At 39.0% G+C, this 19,866-nt stretch carries 17 protein-coding genes; 7 read left to right on the top strand and 10 right to left on the bottom strand.

Translation table 11 applies throughout. The features are described from left to right. Positions 1-72: 72 nt before the first annotated feature. The 5 genes from ACFSR6_RS22290 to ACFSR6_RS22270 all read right to left on the bottom strand — a co-directional run bounded on the left by ACFSR6_RS22290 (position 73) and on the right by ACFSR6_RS22270 (position 6,788). The gene (locus tag ACFSR6_RS22290; protein WP_379083174.1) at positions 73-1,155 is read right to left on the bottom strand and encodes an acyltransferase family protein; all 1,083 of its coding nucleotides are present in this window, start codon (positions 1,153-1,155) and stop codon (positions 73-75) included. A gap of 221 nt (positions 1,156-1,376) precedes the next feature. Then, the gene (locus ACFSR6_RS22285) at positions 1,377-2,270 is read right to left on the bottom strand and encodes a hypothetical protein (RefSeq protein ID WP_379083172.1); all 894 of its coding nucleotides are present in this window, start codon (positions 2,268-2,270) and stop codon (positions 1,377-1,379) included. 397 nt (positions 2,271-2,667) lie between these two features. Beyond that, a complete protein-coding gene (locus ACFSR6_RS22280; protein WP_379083271.1) occupies positions 2,668-3,405 on the bottom strand; it encodes a (Fe-S)-binding protein in 738 nt (245 codons plus the stop codon). Positions 3,406-3,427: 22 nt separating this feature from the next. Then, entirely contained in the window at positions 3,428-4,735 is a 1,308-nt protein-coding gene (locus ACFSR6_RS22275; protein ID WP_379083169.1) for an MFS transporter, read from the bottom strand. A 160-nt stretch (positions 4,736-4,895) separates the two neighbouring features. Continuing rightward, a complete protein-coding gene (locus ACFSR6_RS22270) occupies positions 4,896-6,788 on the bottom strand; it encodes a RecQ family ATP-dependent DNA helicase (protein ID WP_379083167.1) in 1,893 nt (630 codons plus the stop codon). Between the two features lie 71 nt (positions 6,789-6,859). Between ACFSR6_RS22270 and ACFSR6_RS22265 the strand changes: the two genes are divergently transcribed. The 3 genes from ACFSR6_RS22265 to ACFSR6_RS22255 all read left to right on the top strand — a co-directional run bounded on the left by ACFSR6_RS22265 (position 6,860) and on the right by ACFSR6_RS22255 (position 10,890). Continuing rightward, complete coding sequence (locus ACFSR6_RS22265; RefSeq protein ID WP_379083165.1) at positions 6,860-10,087, top strand: amidohydrolase family protein; 3,228 nt, start codon at positions 6,860-6,862, stop codon at positions 10,085-10,087. 40 nt (positions 10,088-10,127) lie between these two features. Further along, on the top strand, positions 10,128-10,349 hold the full coding sequence (locus tag ACFSR6_RS22260) for a hypothetical protein (protein WP_379083163.1): 222 nt from the start codon (positions 10,128-10,130) through the stop codon (positions 10,347-10,349). 274 nt (positions 10,350-10,623) lie between these two features. Then, a complete protein-coding gene (locus tag ACFSR6_RS22255; protein ID WP_379083160.1) occupies positions 10,624-10,890 on the top strand; it encodes a hypothetical protein in 267 nt (88 codons plus the stop codon). A 377-nt stretch (positions 10,891-11,267) separates the two neighbouring features. Here the strand turns inward: ACFSR6_RS22255 and ACFSR6_RS22250 are convergent, their stop codons facing one another. Next, entirely contained in the window at positions 11,268-13,484 is a 2,217-nt protein-coding gene (locus ACFSR6_RS22250) for a B12-binding domain-containing radical SAM protein (protein WP_379083157.1), read from the bottom strand. A gap of 194 nt (positions 13,485-13,678) precedes the next feature. Between ACFSR6_RS22250 and ACFSR6_RS22245 the strand changes: the two genes are divergently transcribed. Continuing rightward, entirely contained in the window at positions 13,679-14,395 is a 717-nt protein-coding gene (locus tag ACFSR6_RS22245; protein ID WP_379083154.1) for a hypothetical protein, read from the top strand. Between the two features lie 45 nt (positions 14,396-14,440). Here ACFSR6_RS22245 and ACFSR6_RS22240 read toward each other — a convergent pair whose 3' ends face one another. After that, a complete protein-coding gene (locus ACFSR6_RS22240) occupies positions 14,441-15,631 on the bottom strand; it encodes a BaiN/RdsA family NAD(P)/FAD-dependent oxidoreductase (RefSeq protein ID WP_379083151.1) in 1,191 nt (396 codons plus the stop codon). 53 nt (positions 15,632-15,684) lie between these two features. Here ACFSR6_RS22240 and ACFSR6_RS22235 point away from each other — a divergent pair, with 53 nt between their 5' ends. Beyond that, complete coding sequence (locus ACFSR6_RS22235) at positions 15,685-16,824, top strand: 5-(carboxyamino)imidazole ribonucleotide synthase (RefSeq protein WP_379083148.1); 1,140 nt, start codon at positions 15,685-15,687, stop codon at positions 16,822-16,824. Between the two features lie 82 nt (positions 16,825-16,906). Further along, positions 16,907-17,407: a 5-(carboxyamino)imidazole ribonucleotide mutase gene (purE, locus tag ACFSR6_RS22230; protein ID WP_379083145.1), complete on the top strand. Its 501-nt coding sequence runs from the start codon at positions 16,907-16,909 to the stop codon at positions 17,405-17,407. 139 nt (positions 17,408-17,546) lie between these two features. Here purE and ACFSR6_RS22225 read toward each other — a convergent pair whose 3' ends face one another. From ACFSR6_RS22225 to ACFSR6_RS22215, 3 genes are all read right to left on the bottom strand, one after another. Next, entirely contained in the window at positions 17,547-17,720 is a 174-nt protein-coding gene (locus ACFSR6_RS22225; RefSeq protein ID WP_308421174.1) for a helix-turn-helix transcriptional regulator, read from the bottom strand. A 35-nt stretch (positions 17,721-17,755) separates the two neighbouring features. Beyond that, complete coding sequence (locus ACFSR6_RS22220) at positions 17,756-18,466, bottom strand: DUF2975 domain-containing protein (RefSeq protein WP_379083142.1); 711 nt, start codon at positions 18,464-18,466, stop codon at positions 17,756-17,758. Between the two features lie 75 nt (positions 18,467-18,541). Next, entirely contained in the window at positions 18,542-19,105 is a 564-nt protein-coding gene (locus ACFSR6_RS22215) for a YqgE/AlgH family protein (protein WP_379083140.1), read from the bottom strand. A 46-nt stretch (positions 19,106-19,151) separates the two neighbouring features. Here ACFSR6_RS22215 and pdxH point away from each other — a divergent pair, with 46 nt between their 5' ends. Further along, a complete protein-coding gene (pdxH, locus tag ACFSR6_RS22210; RefSeq protein ID WP_379083138.1) occupies positions 19,152-19,802 on the top strand; it encodes a pyridoxamine 5'-phosphate oxidase in 651 nt (216 codons plus the stop codon). Positions 19,803-19,866 lie beyond the last annotated feature (64 nt).

Raw genomic sequence — 19,866 nt, 5'->3', positions numbered from 1 at the left:
TATAAGAGCATTTCGAAAAGCTCAATGTGACAAAATCTGAGGAGAAATTGTCTTTATGATACAGCTCATATCCTATAAAAATTTAGTCTTCAAATATTTACGTAAAGGAACATCTATAAACCTCATTACCAGATAAGCAAAAATAATTAAAAGCAGTACCGAAACAGGGATAACCACCCAAAGCGACGACGCTGCCGGCTGAACTTCGGCTACATAGGTTAAAAATATCCAAACAAACGGATAATGTACCATGTAAAGCGGGTACGAGATTTCGCCTGATAGGTTACAGATCTTTTTAAACGATGGGTTTAACGTTGCTCCTGCTCCCAAAGCCACTAAAAGTGGAAAGTAAAACAGTACGAGTATAGGTTCGGTAATGAAATTGTATTTATCGTTAAAAGGAACTAAAAAGGCTGCGAGCAACAATATAATCATCCCTAAAAAGCCGAGCCTATTTTTGATTATCCAGTTTAAGCGATAAACCAACATCCCTGCTGTGAAAGAATACAGCACACGTGCCCCGCCGTCCCAAAAATTCTGTCCGCCCCAGCCACCACCTACATTAGTAGCGCGAACCGCAACATAACAGAGGCACACTGCCCCAATAACCACTAAAGGAATTAGTTTTTTTTTGCCCAGGCGATATAACACAATGATGTAAAAAATATTGGCAATATATTCCCAAAATAACGACCAGGCCGGTGCATTTAAGCAGAATAAATTGGTATACCGCTCGGGCATGGCCGGATAAGGGATTAAAAAAACGGAGGATAAAAATAAAAGGAAAGTTTTCCCTATTCCATAAACCTCATAAAGATCGCTGTATGGGTCGATAAGGAAAGTGATTAGCCCTAAAACAGAGCCGATAACCACCAGCGGATGCAAACGGATAAGCCTTGATTTAAAAAACTGCATAACCCCTATGTGAGGTGCGCGGCTATCGTAAGCATAGGCAATAACAAAACCAGATAAACAGAAAAAGAAATCGACTGCGAGGAAACCATGCGAAAGAAAGTTCTTATTATAATTGGTAATGGCGATTTCCATAAAATGGTAAATGACCACTACAATGGCTGCTACCCCTCTTAATCCATCCAAAATTTCAAAATGCTGCTTGCCTGCTAATAAATTTGCCCTGTTTTCTGCTGTAATCACTTTGGTTTATAATTTGTTTCAATAATAGTCATTCTTGTTTTATATGGCAAAATTACGGTAATCAATGAAGTATAATATTCAAAAATGATACAAAAAAAGCCCTTAAAGCTTAAGCTTTAAGGGCCAAATAGAATTATTATGGTGGTTGTAATTCGCTGACTTCCGAAGTTTGTGCCTTGGCGCTGTGCCACGCCAATTTCTGAAGTCTAGAGTCTAAGATACTAGTTCATCCCAAATGCTCTGATCTGGCCACCACCACCAGGTCTGTTCTGTCTAAAACGTTTCATCATGTTCTCCATTTTAGTTTTATACTCTTCAGCTGTAATCAGTTTCGCCTTTTTTGGTGCGGTTACATCTTTCGAACTTACATTTCTGTACTCTATGCTTTTGGCGATAGAACTGTTACCCCTTCCTTCAATAGCCAAAACTGCTCCTTCTGTCCACAAGTTGGGGTTTGGAGAAAAATCGAAGCCCAGATCTTTGGTATACCAGATTTTGGTTTCTTCTACTACGTTTTTATCCATATCCAAAATTTTAATGGCCCTGGTAGACCTTACAATTGCCTGGTGACAGGTAAATCCTAAAATTTGTTTGGTAGAATCTGTTTTAACCACTTCGATGGTTGGGGCAGTAGGTTTTGCCTTGGTTGTATCGTTCGGGTTTCCACCTCCCATCCTGAATGAGCCAATAGGTCCTGAAGTAGATAAAGTTAACTTGCTCGGCATGTAATAGGTAGTATCATTCAGATCAAAAACTTCTACTAAGCTTTTATCAGCAAAAGTATAATAGTACTCGCGGTTTCCGCCACCACCGCCAAAACGCATCATCATTCGGCCCATTCCGCCGCCGCCACCTCCTGCTCCATTGCTGTCTTCAGTTTCTTCAACAGGCATATAACTGGCATTTGTTGCAGTAAACAATAATTCAAAATTGGTTTTGCTCGACGAGGGCATCCTGGCTTTCATCTGATCGGTTAATTGTATACCGCTAGCCGACGCCATAGCAGCCGGATCGATCGTATTTTCGAACTGTATTGCGCCTGAAGTTTTTTTCTGTGCATTTGCAACAGCTGCAATAGACATTGCCCCCATTAACGCGATGAATATTTTTTTCATTATGATTTCGTTTTGTACGTTAGATATAAAAGCCTTTAAAAGGTTTAACAAAGATATTGTAGATTGCAATATAAAACATGTTAAAGATTGTAATTAGATTCTTTAAAGACACATTTGTACTAAAAGTAATTTAAATATTACAATCCTGGTTGTATTTCAGATCATTGATCAGTTCATCCAATAAATTAATCTTTTCTTTCAGGAAAGCAATACCTGTAGTTCTTCTGTTGCTATAGTCCCGCCCTTTGCTTAATCCCCATAAAAATTTATTAAATTAAATTACTCCTTAAAGCGGGATAATACTGTCGGTCGGGTTTAACTGTGCTCTTGCAAGAAAACCTAACAGGTTTCTGAAACCTGTTAGGTTTAAATATCTTCTCCCCTTTAGGGGCTCGGGTTAATACTCTGTACTCTCCAGCCAGCCATTACAAAGTACATCGGCAATGTGCATGGTTTTTATTGGCAGGTTATTTTTATCGATATACCCCTGAAGGTGTAAAAGACACGATAAATCAGTAGAAATAATATAATCGGCTTGTTGAGCCAATGCATGGTTAACTTTCTGTTCGGCCATGGCTGAAGAAATAGCGTCGAATTTTACGGCAAAAGTACCGCCAAAACCGCAGCACATGTCAGTGTCTTCCATTTCGATCATTTCCAAACCATGTACTTTTGATAAAAGCTGGCGGGGTTCATCTTTGATTTTGCATTCTCGTAAAGCACTGCATGAATCATGATAAACAGCTTTACCTTCCAGTTCGGCGCCGAAATAATCCTTTTTGGCCACATTTACCAGGAAATCAGAAAGCTCCCAGATGTTAGATTGCAAACTCCGGCATTTGTTGTGTACAATAGTATTGGTAAAAAGATCGTTGAAACCACCTTTTACCATCCCTACACACGATGCCGATGGTGCCACCACATAAGTATTTTCAGTAAAATCGTTCAGAAATTTTGTACCCACTTCTTTCGCCTCATCCCAATAACCCGCATTGTATGCCGGTTGTCCGCAACAGGTCTGTTTTGAATTATAGGCAACATCGCATCCCGATTTTTCCAATAACTTTAAAGTGTTAAAAGCAGTTTCAGGATATAACTGGTCTACAAAACAGGGAACAAATAATTCTACTTTCATCATATGCTAAACGACTGCAAACTTACAATTTTGCCGGTTCTTTACGTTCGGTTTTCCTTAAGATTACCAAAAAGATCAATCCAACTATAAAAAATGATGCCAAAGCAATAATTGATTGACGCATGTTATGTGTAATACCCTCTATAAGAGCAAAACTAAATAAACCGATAACAATAGCCAATTTCTCGGTAGCATCATAAAAACTAAAAAACGATGCGGTATCTGTAGTGTTTTCAGGAATATTCTTTGAGTAGGTAGAGCGCGATAACGACTGTATGCCTCCCATTATTAATCCTACTATTGCCGCTAATGCATAAAACTGCGTTGCATTAGTGATGGTATAGCCATAAATGCAACACCCTATCCAGATTAATACCACTATAATCAATACATTGATATTACCCAGTTTCTTTGCCAAAAGCGACATCAGCCAGGCACCTAAGATGGCAACCAGCTGGATGATCAATATCACTGCAATCAAGCTTCCCGATTCTAATTTCAAAACCTTTGCACCAAAACCGGCCGCTGCCAGCATAATGGTTTGTACGCCCATTGAATAAAAGAAAAAAGCAAGGAGATAGGTTTTTAAAAAACTCATTTGCTTTAGCTGCTTCCATACTTTTACAAATTCGCCAAAACTACTTTTTATAATCCCTTTGCCTGCTGCCGAGGTATTGGGTAAATCTTTGGGTAAAACCTTAAACGGAATCTGGGCAAATAAAAACCACCAGATGCCTACGAGCAAAAATGAGATCTGTGCAGGAAGCGATTTATCCGTTATGCCGAACAGTTCGGGTTTCAATACAAAAACAAAGCAGATTAGCTGTAATAAAACACTTCCAACATAGCCATAAGAAAAGCCCTGGGCGCTCACCTTATCCTGATTTTCGGTAGAAGCAATAATTGGCAGGTAGGAATTGTTAAACATTACTCCCCCCACATAACCCATGGCAGCCAGAATAAAACAGATAATTCCTGCTTCTAAAGTTTCAAGTTTAAAGAAAAACAATCCCATGCAGGCAATTGAACCAATATAGGTGAACAATTGCATAAAAAACTTCCTTTTCCCCTTAGCATCGGCATAAGATGACAATATTGGCAGCAAAACCACCATAATCAGATAAGCGAATGATAGTGCATAATTAGATAAAACCGTATTAATAAAAGTTTTTCCGAAAAAGGTAACTTCATCCCCATGTTCCTTTGTTGTAGTGATGGCTACGTAATAAACGGGAAAAATTGTTGAGGTGATGACCAGGTTGTAGGCAGAATTTGCCCAATCGAAGAAAGCCCATGAGCGTATGGTTTTCTTATTGTCTTTTTCTATCATTTTTTTCGCTTAGCGGAAAGATTATTGATTGTTTGATTATACAGAAATAGTTCATTACAAAACTAATATTTTATTGCTAACTTATCAGGTCATTTTTCTCACATCTCACATCTCACATCTCACATCTCACATCTCACATCTCACATCTCACATCTCACATCTAAATATAATACTTCCTCCCATCAGTTTTAATCTTACCCGCATCTAATAATTCTCTAATGGCATCAATTCTTTCAGTTCCGGTTCCATTTTTAATATTGATAACCAGATCATCAAGGCTTAAAGGTTGCTGCTGAAGTAAAGAGAAAATTTCGAATTCGATTTCCTCTCTTGTTTTACCCTGGTTTTCCGCTCTTTTTTCGGCCAGGCAAACATCGCAGACACCGCATTTTGCGGCATGATGCTCGTCAAAATAATTAAGCAACTGAATGCTTCTGCAAACATTTGATGTGGTATAAGCCACCACCGCATTAACCTGCTTGTGTAAAATCTCTTTTCTCAGTCGGAGGTATTTCACATCAAGATCAAAATGATCCATATCTACCCTTGGCCTAACGTATTGCAATTGTGGTTGATCCGTTTGCGGTGTATAGGTGAGCAGTTCAATGCTTTGTAATTTATTAAGCAGCGCAATAATTTCTTTGTAAGAGTGTCCGGTTTTTTTGGCAAGATCAGCTTCATTTATTTTCACAAAACCATCAAAAGCACCTCCATGCGAGCGCAGGATAGTTTTGATAACACCATCGTAAACCCTGTTCTCGATCTGGAAACGGTAAATATCTTCATGACTGGCGATGAACATCATCCTTGAAGGCAAAAAAACACTTTCAGACAGGGTTAAGTAGCCATCGTGCTCTAAAAATTTAAGCGCAGAAATGGTTTTTAATACACTTATATCAAATCGTTTGCAGAAATCGGCGATATCAAAATCGAAGGTTAAACCCTCTCCTGCGCCAAAGGCCAATTGGAAGTAATTGCCAAGGTAATGATAGGTTTTCCTGATCTCATCCGGAGAAGGAAAGCTGTCTAAATACCGGGATTCCAGACCAAGAATATCAGATTGATTGGCCAGTAGCACCGCATAGCTCCTTTTTTCATCACGTCCTGCCCTTCCTGCTTCCTGATAATAAGCTTCCAGACTCTCGGGTAGATCAAGATGCACCACAAAACGGACATCAGCTTTATCGATGCCCATTCCGAAAGCATTGGTAGCTACCATGATCCGGGTTTTATTGTTCTTCCACTCTTCCTGTTTCAAGAAACGAACATCCCTTTCCAATCCGGCATGGTAAAAATCAGCCTTGATACCATTTCGGTTAATGAAATTGGCCACTTCGGCAGTTTCCCTACGGTTACGCACATAAACCAATCCTGTTCCCCTCACATTCTGGCAGATATCGATCAGTTTTTTATATTTATCTTCATTGCCGAAAACTACGTAGCTTAAATTGTCCCTGGCGAAACTTTTAACAAAAACCTCTGGGGCTTTCATTTCCAGTTTCTCTATAATATCTTTCCTCACAAAATCAGTTGCAGTGGCGGTAAGTGCTAAAACAGGAACATCCGGTAAAATTTCGCGTAGTTTGGCTATCTGTAAGTACGGTGGGCGGAAATCGTAACCCCATTGCGAAATACAGTGTGCCTCATCAACCGCTATCAGGTTCACATTCATATACGAAATGCGCACACGCACCAAATCGGCTAATAAACGTTCGGGAGATAAATAAAGGAATTTAATTTTACCGTAGATACAATTATCGAGCAGAATGTCGATTTCGCGTTTCCCCATTCCTGCGTAAATTGCGATAGCTTCGATCCCTTTCGATTTTAGATTTTCTACCTGATCTTTCATCAGGGCAATAAGGGGCGAAACCACAATGCAAATGCCTTCTTTTACCATTGCAGGTACCTGAAAACAAATCGATTTGCCACCTCCAGTGGGTAAAAGTGCTAAGCTATCTTTCCCTTCTAAAACCGAGGCAATAATATCTTCCTGTAGCGGCCTGAAAGCCTGGTATCCCCAATATTTTTGTAAAATCTCTATTGCTGTCATAAATCGGCGGTATCAAAACTATAAAAAAGGTGTTGATATTGCTAAATTGCAGCACAATTAATCAAACTTTAATGAAACACCTCTATTTTCTATCCGCTCTTTCATTATTATTTTTCAGTTCTTATGCCCAGGAAAAAAAATGGGACATCGAAAAATATCAAGGTACCACAAAAAACTTCACCTTAAATACAGATGAAGGCACCTGGATGAACCTTGATGTGAGCGCCGATGGACAAGAAATTGTTTTTGATTTACTGGGCGATATCTATGTGATGCCAATTACCGGTGGCATGGCCAAACTGATCAGCGGAGGTGCTGCCTGGGATGTACAGCCGAGGTTTAGTCCGAATGGGAAATACATCTCTTACACAAGTGATAAAAGCGGAGGTGATAATATCTGGATCATGAACCGTGATGGGTCGGGCAAAAAACAGGTTACCAAAGAGAATTTCAGGTTATTGAATAATGCTACCTGGATGCCAAATAGCGAATACCTGGTAGCCAGAAAGCATTTTACGGCTAGCCGGTCATTAGGCGCCGGTGAAATGTGGATGTACAGCATAAATGGTGGCGATGGTGTACAATTAACCAAGCGAAAAAATGATCAACAGGATGCTGGTGAGCCGAATGTTTCGCCAGATGGAAGGTACGTCTATTTTAGTGAGGATGTTAGTCCGGGGCCAAATTTCGAATACAGCAAAGATCCTAACGGAACTATTTATGCTATACGTCAGCTTGATTTAACAACAGGAAAATTAACCACCCTGATTAATGAGCAGGGCGGCGCCTGCCGCCCACAGGTTTCTCCTGACGGAAACATGATCGCTTTTGTAAAACGTGTGCGTTTAAAATCTACTTTGTATGTACAAAATCTTAAAACTGGCGAAGAATGGCCTGTAAATGAAGATTTATCGCATGATCAGCAGGAAACCTGGGCAATTTTTGGCGTTTACCCAAATTTTGCGTGGACCCCAGACAGCAAAAGCATCGTTTTTTATGCAAAAGGAAAAATCAGGAAAACGGAAATCAGCACACTGATCAATACTATTATTCCTTTTCAGGCCAATACCATTCAAACTGTACAGCAGGCCTTACATTTTGAGCAGCAGGTTTTCAGCAACGAATTTCCAGCCAAAATGTTGAGGCAACTTACTACCTCTCCTGATGGGAAAACAATCGTTTTTAATGCTGCAGGGTATCTATATAAGCAGGAATTACCAATAGGAGTACCCGAGAGGCTAACCAATGGCTTAGATTTCGAATTCGAACCAGCTTTTAGTCCGGATGGGAAATATGTAGTTTATACTACCTGGAGTGATGAATTGCGCGGAGCAATTAAAAGAACTGATCTAAAATCAGGTAAAACCATCACCCTGAGCGATGAAAAAGGTTTTTATTACTCCCCACAATATTCGACCAAAGGTGACCGGATTGTTTTCAGAAAAGGAAGCGGAAATGATGTTTTGGGTTATAATTATGGCCGCGGAACGGGAATTTTTATTATGCCGGCCACTGGAGGTGCGAAAACTTTGGTTTCTGATAACGGCATCCGCCCCCAGTTTAACAATACCGATACCCGCATTTATTTTCAAAGTTATGCAGATGGTAAAAAGGCACTAAAAAGCATCGATTTAAACGGTGCAAATGAAAGAACACATTTTACTTCGCAATATGCAAACCAGTTTGTTATCAGTCCGGACAATAAATGGCTGGCCTTTAACGAGCTTTTTAATGTTTACATCACCCCAATGATCAATATTGGGACTGCCCAGGATGCTTCTGCCGGAAATAAAGCCATCCCGGTTACCAAAGTAACTACTGATGGCGGAACCTATATCCAATGGAGCGCCGATAGTAAAACCTTACATTGGACATTAGGGCCAAAATATTTCACCATCAATGTAAACAATGCTTTCAATTTTGATGGAACCACTCCAAAAACAGAGGCATCCTCTATCGATATTAATCTGGTTTTAAAAGCTGATGTTCCTACCGGGATTGTGGCTTTAAAGGGGGCCAGAATCATTTCTATGAAGGGTGATGAAGTAATTGAAAATGGGACTATTCTTACCGATGGGAATAAAATTACGGCAATCGGAAAATCTGATGCGGTAACCATCCCTGGCAATGCTAAAGTAATTGATGTTAACGGCAAAACCATTATGCCGGGTATTGTTGATGTTCATGCGCATTTACGCACCAGCCCGGATGGGATTACACCTCAAAGTGACTGGAGTTATATGGCCAATTTAGCCTTTGGCGTAACTACTTCGCACGATCCATCAAGCAATACAGAAATGGTTTTTAGCCAAAGCGAAATGCTTAAGGCAGGCAGAATGATCGGACCAAGAGTTTATTCTACTGGTTCTATTTTATATGGTGCCGATGGCGATTTTAAAGTAGTGATTAACAGTTTGGATGATGCACTGGCCCATTTACGCAGGTTAAAAGCAGTCGGAGCATTTTCGGTAAAATCATACAATCAACCACGTAGAGAACAGCGCCAGCAGATTTTAGAAGCCGCCAGACAGTTGAAAATGGAAGTTGTACCTGAAGGAGGCTCTACTTTTTTCACCAACATGAATATGGTTGCCGATGGCCACACCGGAATTGAGCACAGTATCCCGGTTTTACCGGTTTATAAAGATGTAACCACACTTTGGAATAGTACCGAAGTGGCTTATACCCCTACTTTAATTGTGGCTTATGGAGGCCAGTGGGGCGAAAATTATTGGTATGACAGGACCAATGTTTGGGAAAACGAGAAGCTGATGACCTACACGCCCCGCTCTATTATTGATGCGAGAGCAAGACGCAGGACTACTTCTGAATACAGCGATTATAACCACATTGATATTGCCAAGGCAGCTAAACAGATTGCAGATGGGGGTACCAAAGTTAACCTAGGCGCACACGGACAGATCCAGGGTTTAGGGGCGCACTGGGAGTTGTGGATGCTGGTTCAGGGTGGTTTTAGCCCGCTGCAGGCCATTAGGGCAGCAACATTAAATGGTGCGAGCTATTTAGGCATGAACAAAGAAATCGGTTCATTGGAAGTGGGTAAATTAGCAGATATGGTAATTATGGATGCTAATCCTTTAGATGATATTAGAAATTCGGAGAAAATCAAATATGTGATGATCAATGGCCGTCTTTATGACAGCGCTACCCTAAACGAAGTAGGTACAAGGGAAAAACTCCGCGGCAAATTGTGGTTCGAGAATACTAAGGGAAATGGTTATATCATTCCAACCGGAGAATCAGAAACCTGGACTTTTACGGTTCCGCATTGTGACTAATTTTTAGATATAATATTATAATTTTGAGTAAATTTGATTTATGGAAACCGTACTATTACAGATCAATAACAATAAAGCGTACCAGCTTCTTAAAGATTTAGAAGACCTGAATATTGTAAAGGTTTTAAAAAAATCAGTATCAACCGATAAAAAAAAATCAGCGCATGATTTTATAGGCCTAATCTCAAAGTCTGACATGGATCTAATTGATAAAGCTGTTGAACAGGATTGTGAAAATATTGACCTAGATGGCTGGAAATAAGGTATTATTAGATACCAATATCATTTCTGCCTCGTTTAAAGGAGATGTTAGTGTAGCAAGCAACATTGATAAATCTGTGGCCTATTTATCTTCAATTGCTATTGGAGAGCTCTGCTATGGTCTGCGATACAATATAAACTTAAGCTAAGCACGCGGGATAAGCACTTTCAAGAAATTCCAGGGTTAAAAATATTAACCTGGTAATTTTAAATCTCAAAACCGAATATTTGCCATTTTAAATTCCTATAAGAACATAAAGCTGTAGTAAATAAATATGATGAAACCCAACAAACTATACCTTGCTTCGTCACTTGTATTCCTACTACTAAGCGTACTGGTTTTCTCGTATAGCGACTATTACATTTTGGGCATCCAAACGGTAAACCTGTTTCTAGCACTGATTGCAATGGCATATATTACTTCTTTCATTGCCGTAATGAAAAACCGAAAATCTGTTATTGCCTGGTTGCTGCTTATCGTAAACTCGATTGTACTCATTTGCATCATTTACTTTCTGACGCATTTTAAAATGAAGATGTAGTGATTGATACCTGCGTAAGTTTTGATACAACTTGTTACCTTTTCAAAGCTCTCATACCTGTCATTCTTGAACGCAGTGAAGAATCTTTTAAAGGGTAGATTTAAGAACGACACTTAACTGAGCTCTCAAATTGGAACCTGTATTTTTACCCCAAATAGACCCTGAATCGAGTTCAGGGTGACGTAAATGCGAGATGAAGGCTATTTCGTTAGACATTTTTAGATGAAAAAAAGCATTACTTATATAATTAACTGGAAATAGTTAGCCCGAATAAAGCTCCCATTCTTGTCATTCTGAACGCAGTGAAGAATCTTTAATATGAAAAGGGCGTTATTAAAAATAAAGGACGACAGTCAACCTAATTTTTTGAGAAGTACTCACAAAACCAACAAGCCATATGCTCTTAACGTATTGATAGTTTTAGAATACCAAAAAAGTTCAAAATTCTCCAATGTTGTTTCAAAATCGGCCTTAATCTCTTGAAAAGTATGTACTTTTTCATTCGAGATCGAAATTTTATCTAAAAGGGTGATTAACCATTCGCCTTCTTTTTTATTCGTTTGAACCGTAAAAGTTTCCTTTTTATCGTGGAATGTGAGTGAAGCCATTTCCCAGGTATTTCCTTTTTTCGACTTCGTAAAATAATCAGAAATGGGTTTTCCCCCTACCCATACTACTTTCGCGGTAGGTTTCGTGTTAAAATGATCGTCTTCATCTAATGCCCTTTCGATAAAATCAGCAGGAATTTTCGTCCTGGGGATCTTAAAATCAAACCAATCCTGTAGTTCGTAATCAAAACAGATACCGTGCATAAAATTGAATAGTGATTTTTTCAGCCCATAACTGAATTTATTGTGGTCAATCCCTGTTTTATCGGTATAATTAATATCGTTGTTGGCAAAAGTCCCAATGGTTTCCGTTTCTTTAACCACACCGAATTTTTCTGGGTACATCCCAACCGGACTATGCGCGGTCATGGCAAACTGGTGCCAAAAGCCCGATTGCAGTATGCCTAATTCGAACAATTGACGAACCATTTCTAAACTATCGACTGTTTCTTGTACCGTTTGGGTAGGATAACCATACATTAAATAAGCGTGTACCATAATCCCGGCTTCGGTGAAATTACGGGTTACCCGAGCTACCTGTTCTACCGTAACACCTTTATCAATCAGTTTTAACAAACGATCCGATGCTACTTCCAGGCCACCTGAAACAGCAATGCAACCGGAAACCTTGAGCAACAAACATAAATCACGACTAAAGCTTTTTTCAAACCGGATATTTGTCCACCAGGTAACCGCCAATTTCCTTCTGATAATTTCTAAAGCCACTTCACGCATCAGTGCAGGTGGGGCCGCTTCATCCACAAAATGGAATCCATTTTGCCCGGTTTTGGCGTATAAATCCTCCATGCGGTCAACAATTAGTTTGGCAGCAACAGGTTCGTAAACTTTGATATAATCCAATGAAATATCGCAAAAGGTACATTTGCCCCAATAGCAACCATGTGCCATCGTAAGTTTATTCCAACGTCCGTCGCTCCACATGCGGTGCATGGGGTTAACAATTTCAATTACTGAAATATACTTATCCAAAAGTAGCCCTGTGTAATCTGGCGTACCTATATCTGCTTGTTTGTAATCGTTTCTGAAAGCATCGTTGCGGTAAACCACTTTACCATTTTCAAGCAGGAAGGTCCTTTTATAAAAATGGGCTTCTTTCGGGATGGGATGTGTGATGTTATGGTGCAACAATTCGATAGGAAGCTCGCCATCGTCCAGGGTGATGTAGTCAAAAAACTCAAAAACCCGCGCATCCGACAGCGACCTTAATTCTGTATTTGGAAAACCACCTCCCATAGAAACCGCGATTTCGGGATGATTGGCTTTTATCCATTGTGCGCAACGGAAAGCACTGTACAAATTGCCCGGAAAAGGAACTGAAATCAAAAATAATTTGGGCTGTACCGTCTCAATTTTTTCTTTTAAAACCGAAATCAGGATATGATCGATATAAGTAGGTTCTTTTAATAAGGTTTCATATAACTCATCAAAAGAGTTCGCGCTTCTGCCTAAACGCTCGGCATAGCGGCTAAAACCAAAATTTTCATCAATGCACTCTACGATATAATCGGATATATCTTCGAGATAAAGTGTGGCCAAGTGTTTTGCTTTATCCTGTGTACCCATGGCTCCAAAAGCCCAGTCGAGCTCTTCTAATTGCGAAAAACGAGAAGCCTGAGGCAAAAAATCATCACTACAGATTTGTAAGGCCAGTGTTGGGTTTTTCCCCTGAAGGAAGGCGATTACGGCATCGATAGTTTTTAAATACTCATCCTGTAAAGCAAAAATACGCCTGGCATTATCGCTTTTTGGTTTTTCATTGTCTTCACTTCTACTCCGCACAGTATGACAGAATAGGTCCTGCAATCCTTTTTTAGAAAACAGCTCTAAAATAACCTCAATTCCCAGATCAGCCTGCGATGAGCTGATATTTTTGGTATTCAGAAAACCTTTTATATATGCCGTTGCTGGATATGGGGTATTCAGCTGGGTAAATGGCGGTGTAATGGCAAAGATTTCGGTTTTCAAAAGGATTTTTTTCTGCAAAAGTACGGGATTTTTATAAGTTTTAGCGGTGTAATTTTAACACTATTGCGCTAACAGAAAATGAACTGCGACAATTTTCTGTGATTCCATCACTGTTAATCGCCTTTGAACTCAATAACAAACTAAAAGCCCGATTAACACGTTTTATCCTTACATCAATACCTTTTTTGGCCTGCATGAAAGTTTTTTATTTTTATATTCTGATGCTCTGGACGCAAATCAGCTTTGCGCAAAAAACATTTATATTCCCTAAAATTAAAGTGCAAGGTACTTCTGTGGAGCAGCTTACTCCAGCCAACTGGAAAGTGATTGATCAGGTTAACGGCGACCTGAACAATGATGGTTCAGCTGATTTAGCCGTGGTTTTTGAATATGACAAAACGATTGATGAGGCACGGGTTTATGGCGACAATAGCAGTGCCATTATAAAGGAAACACAAAAACCGAGAATTTTGGCCATATTTTTCAGGGATAAATCGACAGGTATTTTTAGTTTGTCTACACAAAACAACGATTTTATCTTACGCTCAGAAGAAGGTGGTAAACTGGGCGACCCACTGCAACAGATTGCGATTAAAGACCAACAACTTTATCTGCGCTTTCAGGGAGGTTCTGAATGGCGCTGGGAATTGGGTTATACTTTTAAATTCGAAAACAAAGATTGGTTTTTAACCAGTGCAATTAATCTTTATTATAATCAAAATAATGGTGATATGACCGAAAGGATTTATGATTTTAAAACCCGTGAATTATTTACCACCGTTGGTAATTTGCACAGAAGGGATATTGCCAATAAGAAAACCAGTGAGGTTTTATACTTTTCACAGCTGAGGACTTTTAAAACATTTAAAAAACCCTGGGCATGGGAAATACTGCCTGATGTTTATTTGTAAAGGAACAATCTTCAAACCTATCAGGTTTTGAAAACCTGATAGGTTTTATAGATTCTGCGCTATCACAAAAGCACTGGCCCAGGCCCATTGAAAGTTATAGCCACCCAGCCAGCCTGTAACATCCAAACATTCGCCACCAAAAAACAGGTTCGGGATTTTTTTACATTCCAGCGTTTTAGAGGAAATTTCGTTGGTATCTATTCCACCACGCATTACCTCGGCCTTATCGTAACCTTTATCGCCAGCAGGTTTAACTTTAAACTGGTGGATTGTTTGTTCAATTAAATCGATTTCATTTTTAGTTAATGCAGCAACGGGTTTATTTAAAGGCAAAAATTTGTCTAAAGCTTCAGTGAACTTTCTGGTATAAATCCGGTTCAGCAAGGTCGACAATAATGTTTTGCCGTTTGTTTTCCTTTCTTCATCCAGTAATGCAACTATATCTTGTTGGGGCAACAGATTCAGGTTGATGGTTTCTCCCCTTCTCCAAAATGAAGAAATCTGCAAAATAGCTGGACCGCTTAATCCCCAATGGGTAAAAAGGATATTTTCTTCGAAAGAAATCTCATCATTGCTTACTTCGCAAAAAACAGAATTTCCCGAAAGCCGTGCAAACCACTCTTCATCCTTTCCGGTAATGGTTAAGGGAACCAGTGCCGGAGCGGTTTCGATTATTTTTAGACCCTGTTTTCTGGCAAAACGCAAGGCAAAATCAGTAGCGCCCATTTTTGGAATAGGGAGACCGCCTGTAGCAATAACGAGCTTTTCGGAAGTTAAAACAACTGTTTTTCCATTTTTCTCATAAGTTACTTTAAAGCCAGCAGGTAGTATTTCAATATCCTTTACATCAGCACTGCACCTAATTTCCTGACCAAAATCTTCACAAACTGAAGTAAAAACCTGCACTACGTCTTTCGCATTTTTATCATCAGGGAACAATTGCCCCAGGGTTTTTTCTTTGCCCTGAATGCCATAGGTTTCAAAAAAGCTAATGGTATCGTTAACCGTCCACTGGGTAAAGGCCGATTTTACAAAATGCGGATTGGCAGATATAAACTGCTCAGCTGATGCAAATTGGTTCGTATAGTTGCAGCGACCTCCTCCTGAAATTAAAATTTTGGCACCGGGTTTTTCGTTTTTCTCAAGTACAATTACCTTCTTTCCCAAATATCCTGCCTGTACCGCACACATCAATCCGCAAGCACCAGCCCCAATAATTATTGCATCAGCATTCATCAATAAATTTATTATGGTTACTTTTGCACAAAAGTAGCATTATTTTCAAGCGCATGGCAAAACAGATTAGCGAATTAAAATTAGGTATTTTAGGTGGTGGGCAATTGGGCAGAATGCTCATTCAACAGGCAATCAATTACAATGTAACCACATTAGTTTTAGACCCGGATCCTGATGCGCCCTGTAAACATATCTCAAATTACTTCGAAAATGGTTCCATTACCGATTTTGATACCGTTTATAACTTCGGAAAGAAAGCTGATATCATCACCATTGAAATTGAAAAAGTAAATATTGATGCGCTTGAACAGCTCGAAAAAGAGGGTAAAAAAGTTTTTCCCCAATCGAGAGTTATCCGCTTAATTCAGGATAAAGGTGTACAGAAGCAGTTTTTTAAAGAAAATGATATTCCCACCTCTCCTTTCCAGATTGTAAATACCAGGGAAGATATGGAGAACAGTCCTTTCCATTTTCCATATATTTTGAAACTGAGAAAAGATGGTTACGACGGTAAAGGCGTAATGAAAATCAATAGCGCAAAAGATCTCGACAATGCTTTTGATGCCCCTTGTATTATTGAAAAATTGGTCGATTTTGATAAAGAAGTTGCTGTAATTGTGGCGCGCAATTCCAATGGCGATATGAAAACCTTCCCGATGGTAGAGATGGAATTTAACCCGGAAGCCAACCTGGTCGAATTTCTGATCTCTCCTTCAACTTTTGCAGAAAGTTTGCAACAAAAGGCAGAAAATATTGCCAAAAATATTGCTTCGGCCATGAACATTACCGGCATTTTAGCCGTTGAGATGTTTGTTTGCAAAGATGGAGAATTATTGGTTAATGAGGTTGCTCCCCGCCCGCACAATAGTGGTCACCAAACCATCGAAGGCAATTATGTTTCTCAATTTGAGCAGCATTTACGCTCCATCTATAATTTACCGTTGGGCGATACCAGTAGCATTACCAATGCCATTATGATTAATCTGCTTGGCGAAAAAGGCTATGAAGGTGTCGCTAAATATGAAAATTTAGAGAAAGTACTGTCTATTGATGGTGTTTATGTTCACTTATATGGTAAAAAATACACAAAGCCCTTCCGCAAAATGGGCCATGTAACCATCGTAGATATCGACAGGGAAAAAGCAATCGAAAAAGCACGATTTGTACAAAAAACATTAAAAGTAATCGCTTAAACCCCACCTGCCCTGAAAAGAAACCAGAGCTAACTGGAAATGTAAAATTTTAAAAGGAAATTAAAAAAGAAATCAAATAAATATGAGTCAAGTAAATTCAAATTCGGCATTGGTTGGAATTATAATGGGCAGTAAATCAGATCTGCCTGTAATGCAGGATGCTGCTGATGTATTAAAAGAATTTGGAATAAACTACGAAATTACGGTTGTTTCTGCCCACAGAACACCCGAACGCATGTTTAATTACGCTAAAGATGCACAAGGCCGTGGCCTTAAAGTAATTATTGCCGGTGCCGGTGGTGCTGCTCATTTGCCAGGTATGGTAGCTTCTATCACCACATTACCTGTTATTGGTGTTCCCGTTAAATCATCAAACTCTATTGATGGCTGGGATAGTATTTTATCGATTTTACAGATGCCAAACGGCATTCCCGTTGCAACGGTTGCTTTAAATGCTGCTAAAAATGCAGGTTTATTAGCTACTCAAATCCTGGCCACAGCTGATGACACTTTAACGGTTAAAATGCAGGCTTATAAAGATGAACTGAGAAGAAAAGTTGAAGAAAGCGCTGATAGTCTTTAGTCTATATAAGAACAATTTTATTAAAGCTTTTTCTTAAAGCTTGTCACGTTGAGCCTGTCGAAACGCCTAAATAGTATTACAGCAGATCCTTCGACAGGCTCAGGATGACAATTCTATACTTACGATATCACCAATATTATTATTCGATATCTATAATATCGCCTGGTTTGCAATCTAAAACCTTACAGATTGCTTCTAAAGTATCGAACCTTACTCCTTTTGCCTTTCCGGTTTTTAATATCGATAGATTTACAATCGTTAAACCAACTTTCTCTGAGAGCTCGGTTAACGACATCTTTCGTTTGGCTAACATGATATCTAAATTAATAACGATAGGCATAATCAGCTTTATACAAATGATTCATTTTCTTGTTTGATATCAACGCCAACTTTAAAAGCAAGACCAAATGCCATTAAAACTAAGCCGATAATTGTTTCGGTATCCAGTAATCCTACTCCATTCCTCAGATAATAACCCGAATCGTTCAGGTTTAAATTGAGGATACAATTAATAAATAATTCTTGAGTAAGCCACCTTATAACAGGCAAACAGATTAATATTACACTGCACCACATAATAATTGATGTGTTTTTCCTGGTAAATACCTCATTTACAGTAAGGGATTTAAAAAACCGTTTAACAGAAAGAATTATAAATCCTATACTGAGAAAATAAATTAAATAAACCAATTGAAAACCGATTGCAGGCAAAGAAAATAACTCAGTATAAGTTTTAAACCTTAATTGCACCATCGCCCTCCTGGTTTCACTTACTAAAACCTTATTATTAAACCATTTGTCTAATCCTTCATTTCTAGATACAACCATATTTTTTATTGAAGGCTCTGCTTTTACGTTGTATACCTCATACCATTTGATGCCTTGAGTAGCACTTGGTACACCTGAGCTAAATAACTTAATCAACAGGATTATAACGTATAAAACCAATACCACAGTTGCCAATCCATTTAAGGCTTTAATTACTTTGCTTTCTGAGAGTTTCATCATCAATTCATTTGAGTATGAAACAAATATATCAAATAATTTAAAATAAAACAATAAATATTTATCGTTTTATTTTAAAAACATGATTCGATTGCAACTGTCAACTACTAATTGTCAACTAAAAACTGATCAGTTCAAACTCGGATCTGCCGGAAAATTACTGATATGCGCATATTTAGGTCCCAGGTTTACGATAACATCTCTCCATAACTTTTCGTCATCGTTACTGAAAATAAGATCAGGGTTAAATTTATCGCTCACCATCCAGGCATTTTGTTCTATTTCGCGGTCTAACTGGCCCTTATCCCATCCCGAATAACCCATAAAAAATTTAATTTCATCAGCATTGATCGCGTTGTTATTAATAAGGATTTTGAGCGTTTCAAAGTTTCCACCCCAGTACAAACCATTTCCGATATCTTCGCCGCTTTGGAGTTTATCGTAGCTTCTGTGGATAAAATGCAAGGTATCAGCAGCAACAGGTCCGCCGAAATAGATATAATTTTGCGCGTTCCATAAATCCTGGATCACATCATTTAAGATCAAATTTCCTACCTGGTTGAGGATATACCCCACCGTACCATCTTCGCCATGTTCGGTCAGGAGCACAACAGATCTTTTAAAATTTGGATCGGCCATAAAGGGTTCTGAGATAAGCAAGCGGCCGGTTTTTGGTTTTATATTGTTCAGCATGATGATAATCATTTGTTACACCGTAAAAGATGCCTATTTTTGTTAAATGCAAGTTACAAATGAATTTCTACAAAACCTGCGCCAAGATTACAAAAGCGCTTCACTGAATGAATCGGACGTTGACCAGGATCCGGTTGTCCAGTTTCAGAAATGGTTTCAGGATGCAGTTGACGCCCAGATCTACGAGCCCAATGTAATGACTTTGGCTACGGCAGATAAAGCCGGCCGGCCAGATGCCCGTATCGTTTTACTTAAGGGTGTTGATACAAATGGATTCAGGTTCTTTACGAATTACCTGAGTGCAAAAGGAAAAGAGTTGAAAAGAAATCCTTTTGCAGCATTGGTATTTTTCTGGCCCGATCTGGAAAGACAGGTAAGAATTGAAGGAACTGTAGAAAAACTCGATAAAGAAACTTCTGAAGAATATTTCAATACAAGGCCTCTTGATAGTCAGATTGGAGCAGTAGCCTCTCCACAGAGCCAGGTTATTCCAAACAGGGTATTTCTGGAAGAAAAATTCGAAGAATTAAAAGCTAAAAGTGCCGGTAAAGGTATAGCCAAACCTGCGCATTGGGGTGGTTACATTGTAAAACCTACCCGGATAGAATTTTGGCAAGGAAGAAGCAGCCGACTGCACGACAGAATAAATTTCGAAAAAGTTAAAGGAACCTGGACCAAAACAAGGCTGGCACCATAAGCCTGTGCAACAGGATCTTTATTTTAATTAATATTTTACCGTTAATTCTCTTTTTAATCTTATT

It is taken from the genome of Pedobacter vanadiisoli (genome assembly GCF_042684385.1).
Lineage (GTDB): Bacteria > Bacteroidota > Bacteroidia > Sphingobacteriales > Sphingobacteriaceae > Pedobacter > Pedobacter vanadiisoli.
This window is presented reverse-complemented; position numbering and strand designations above follow the sequence as displayed.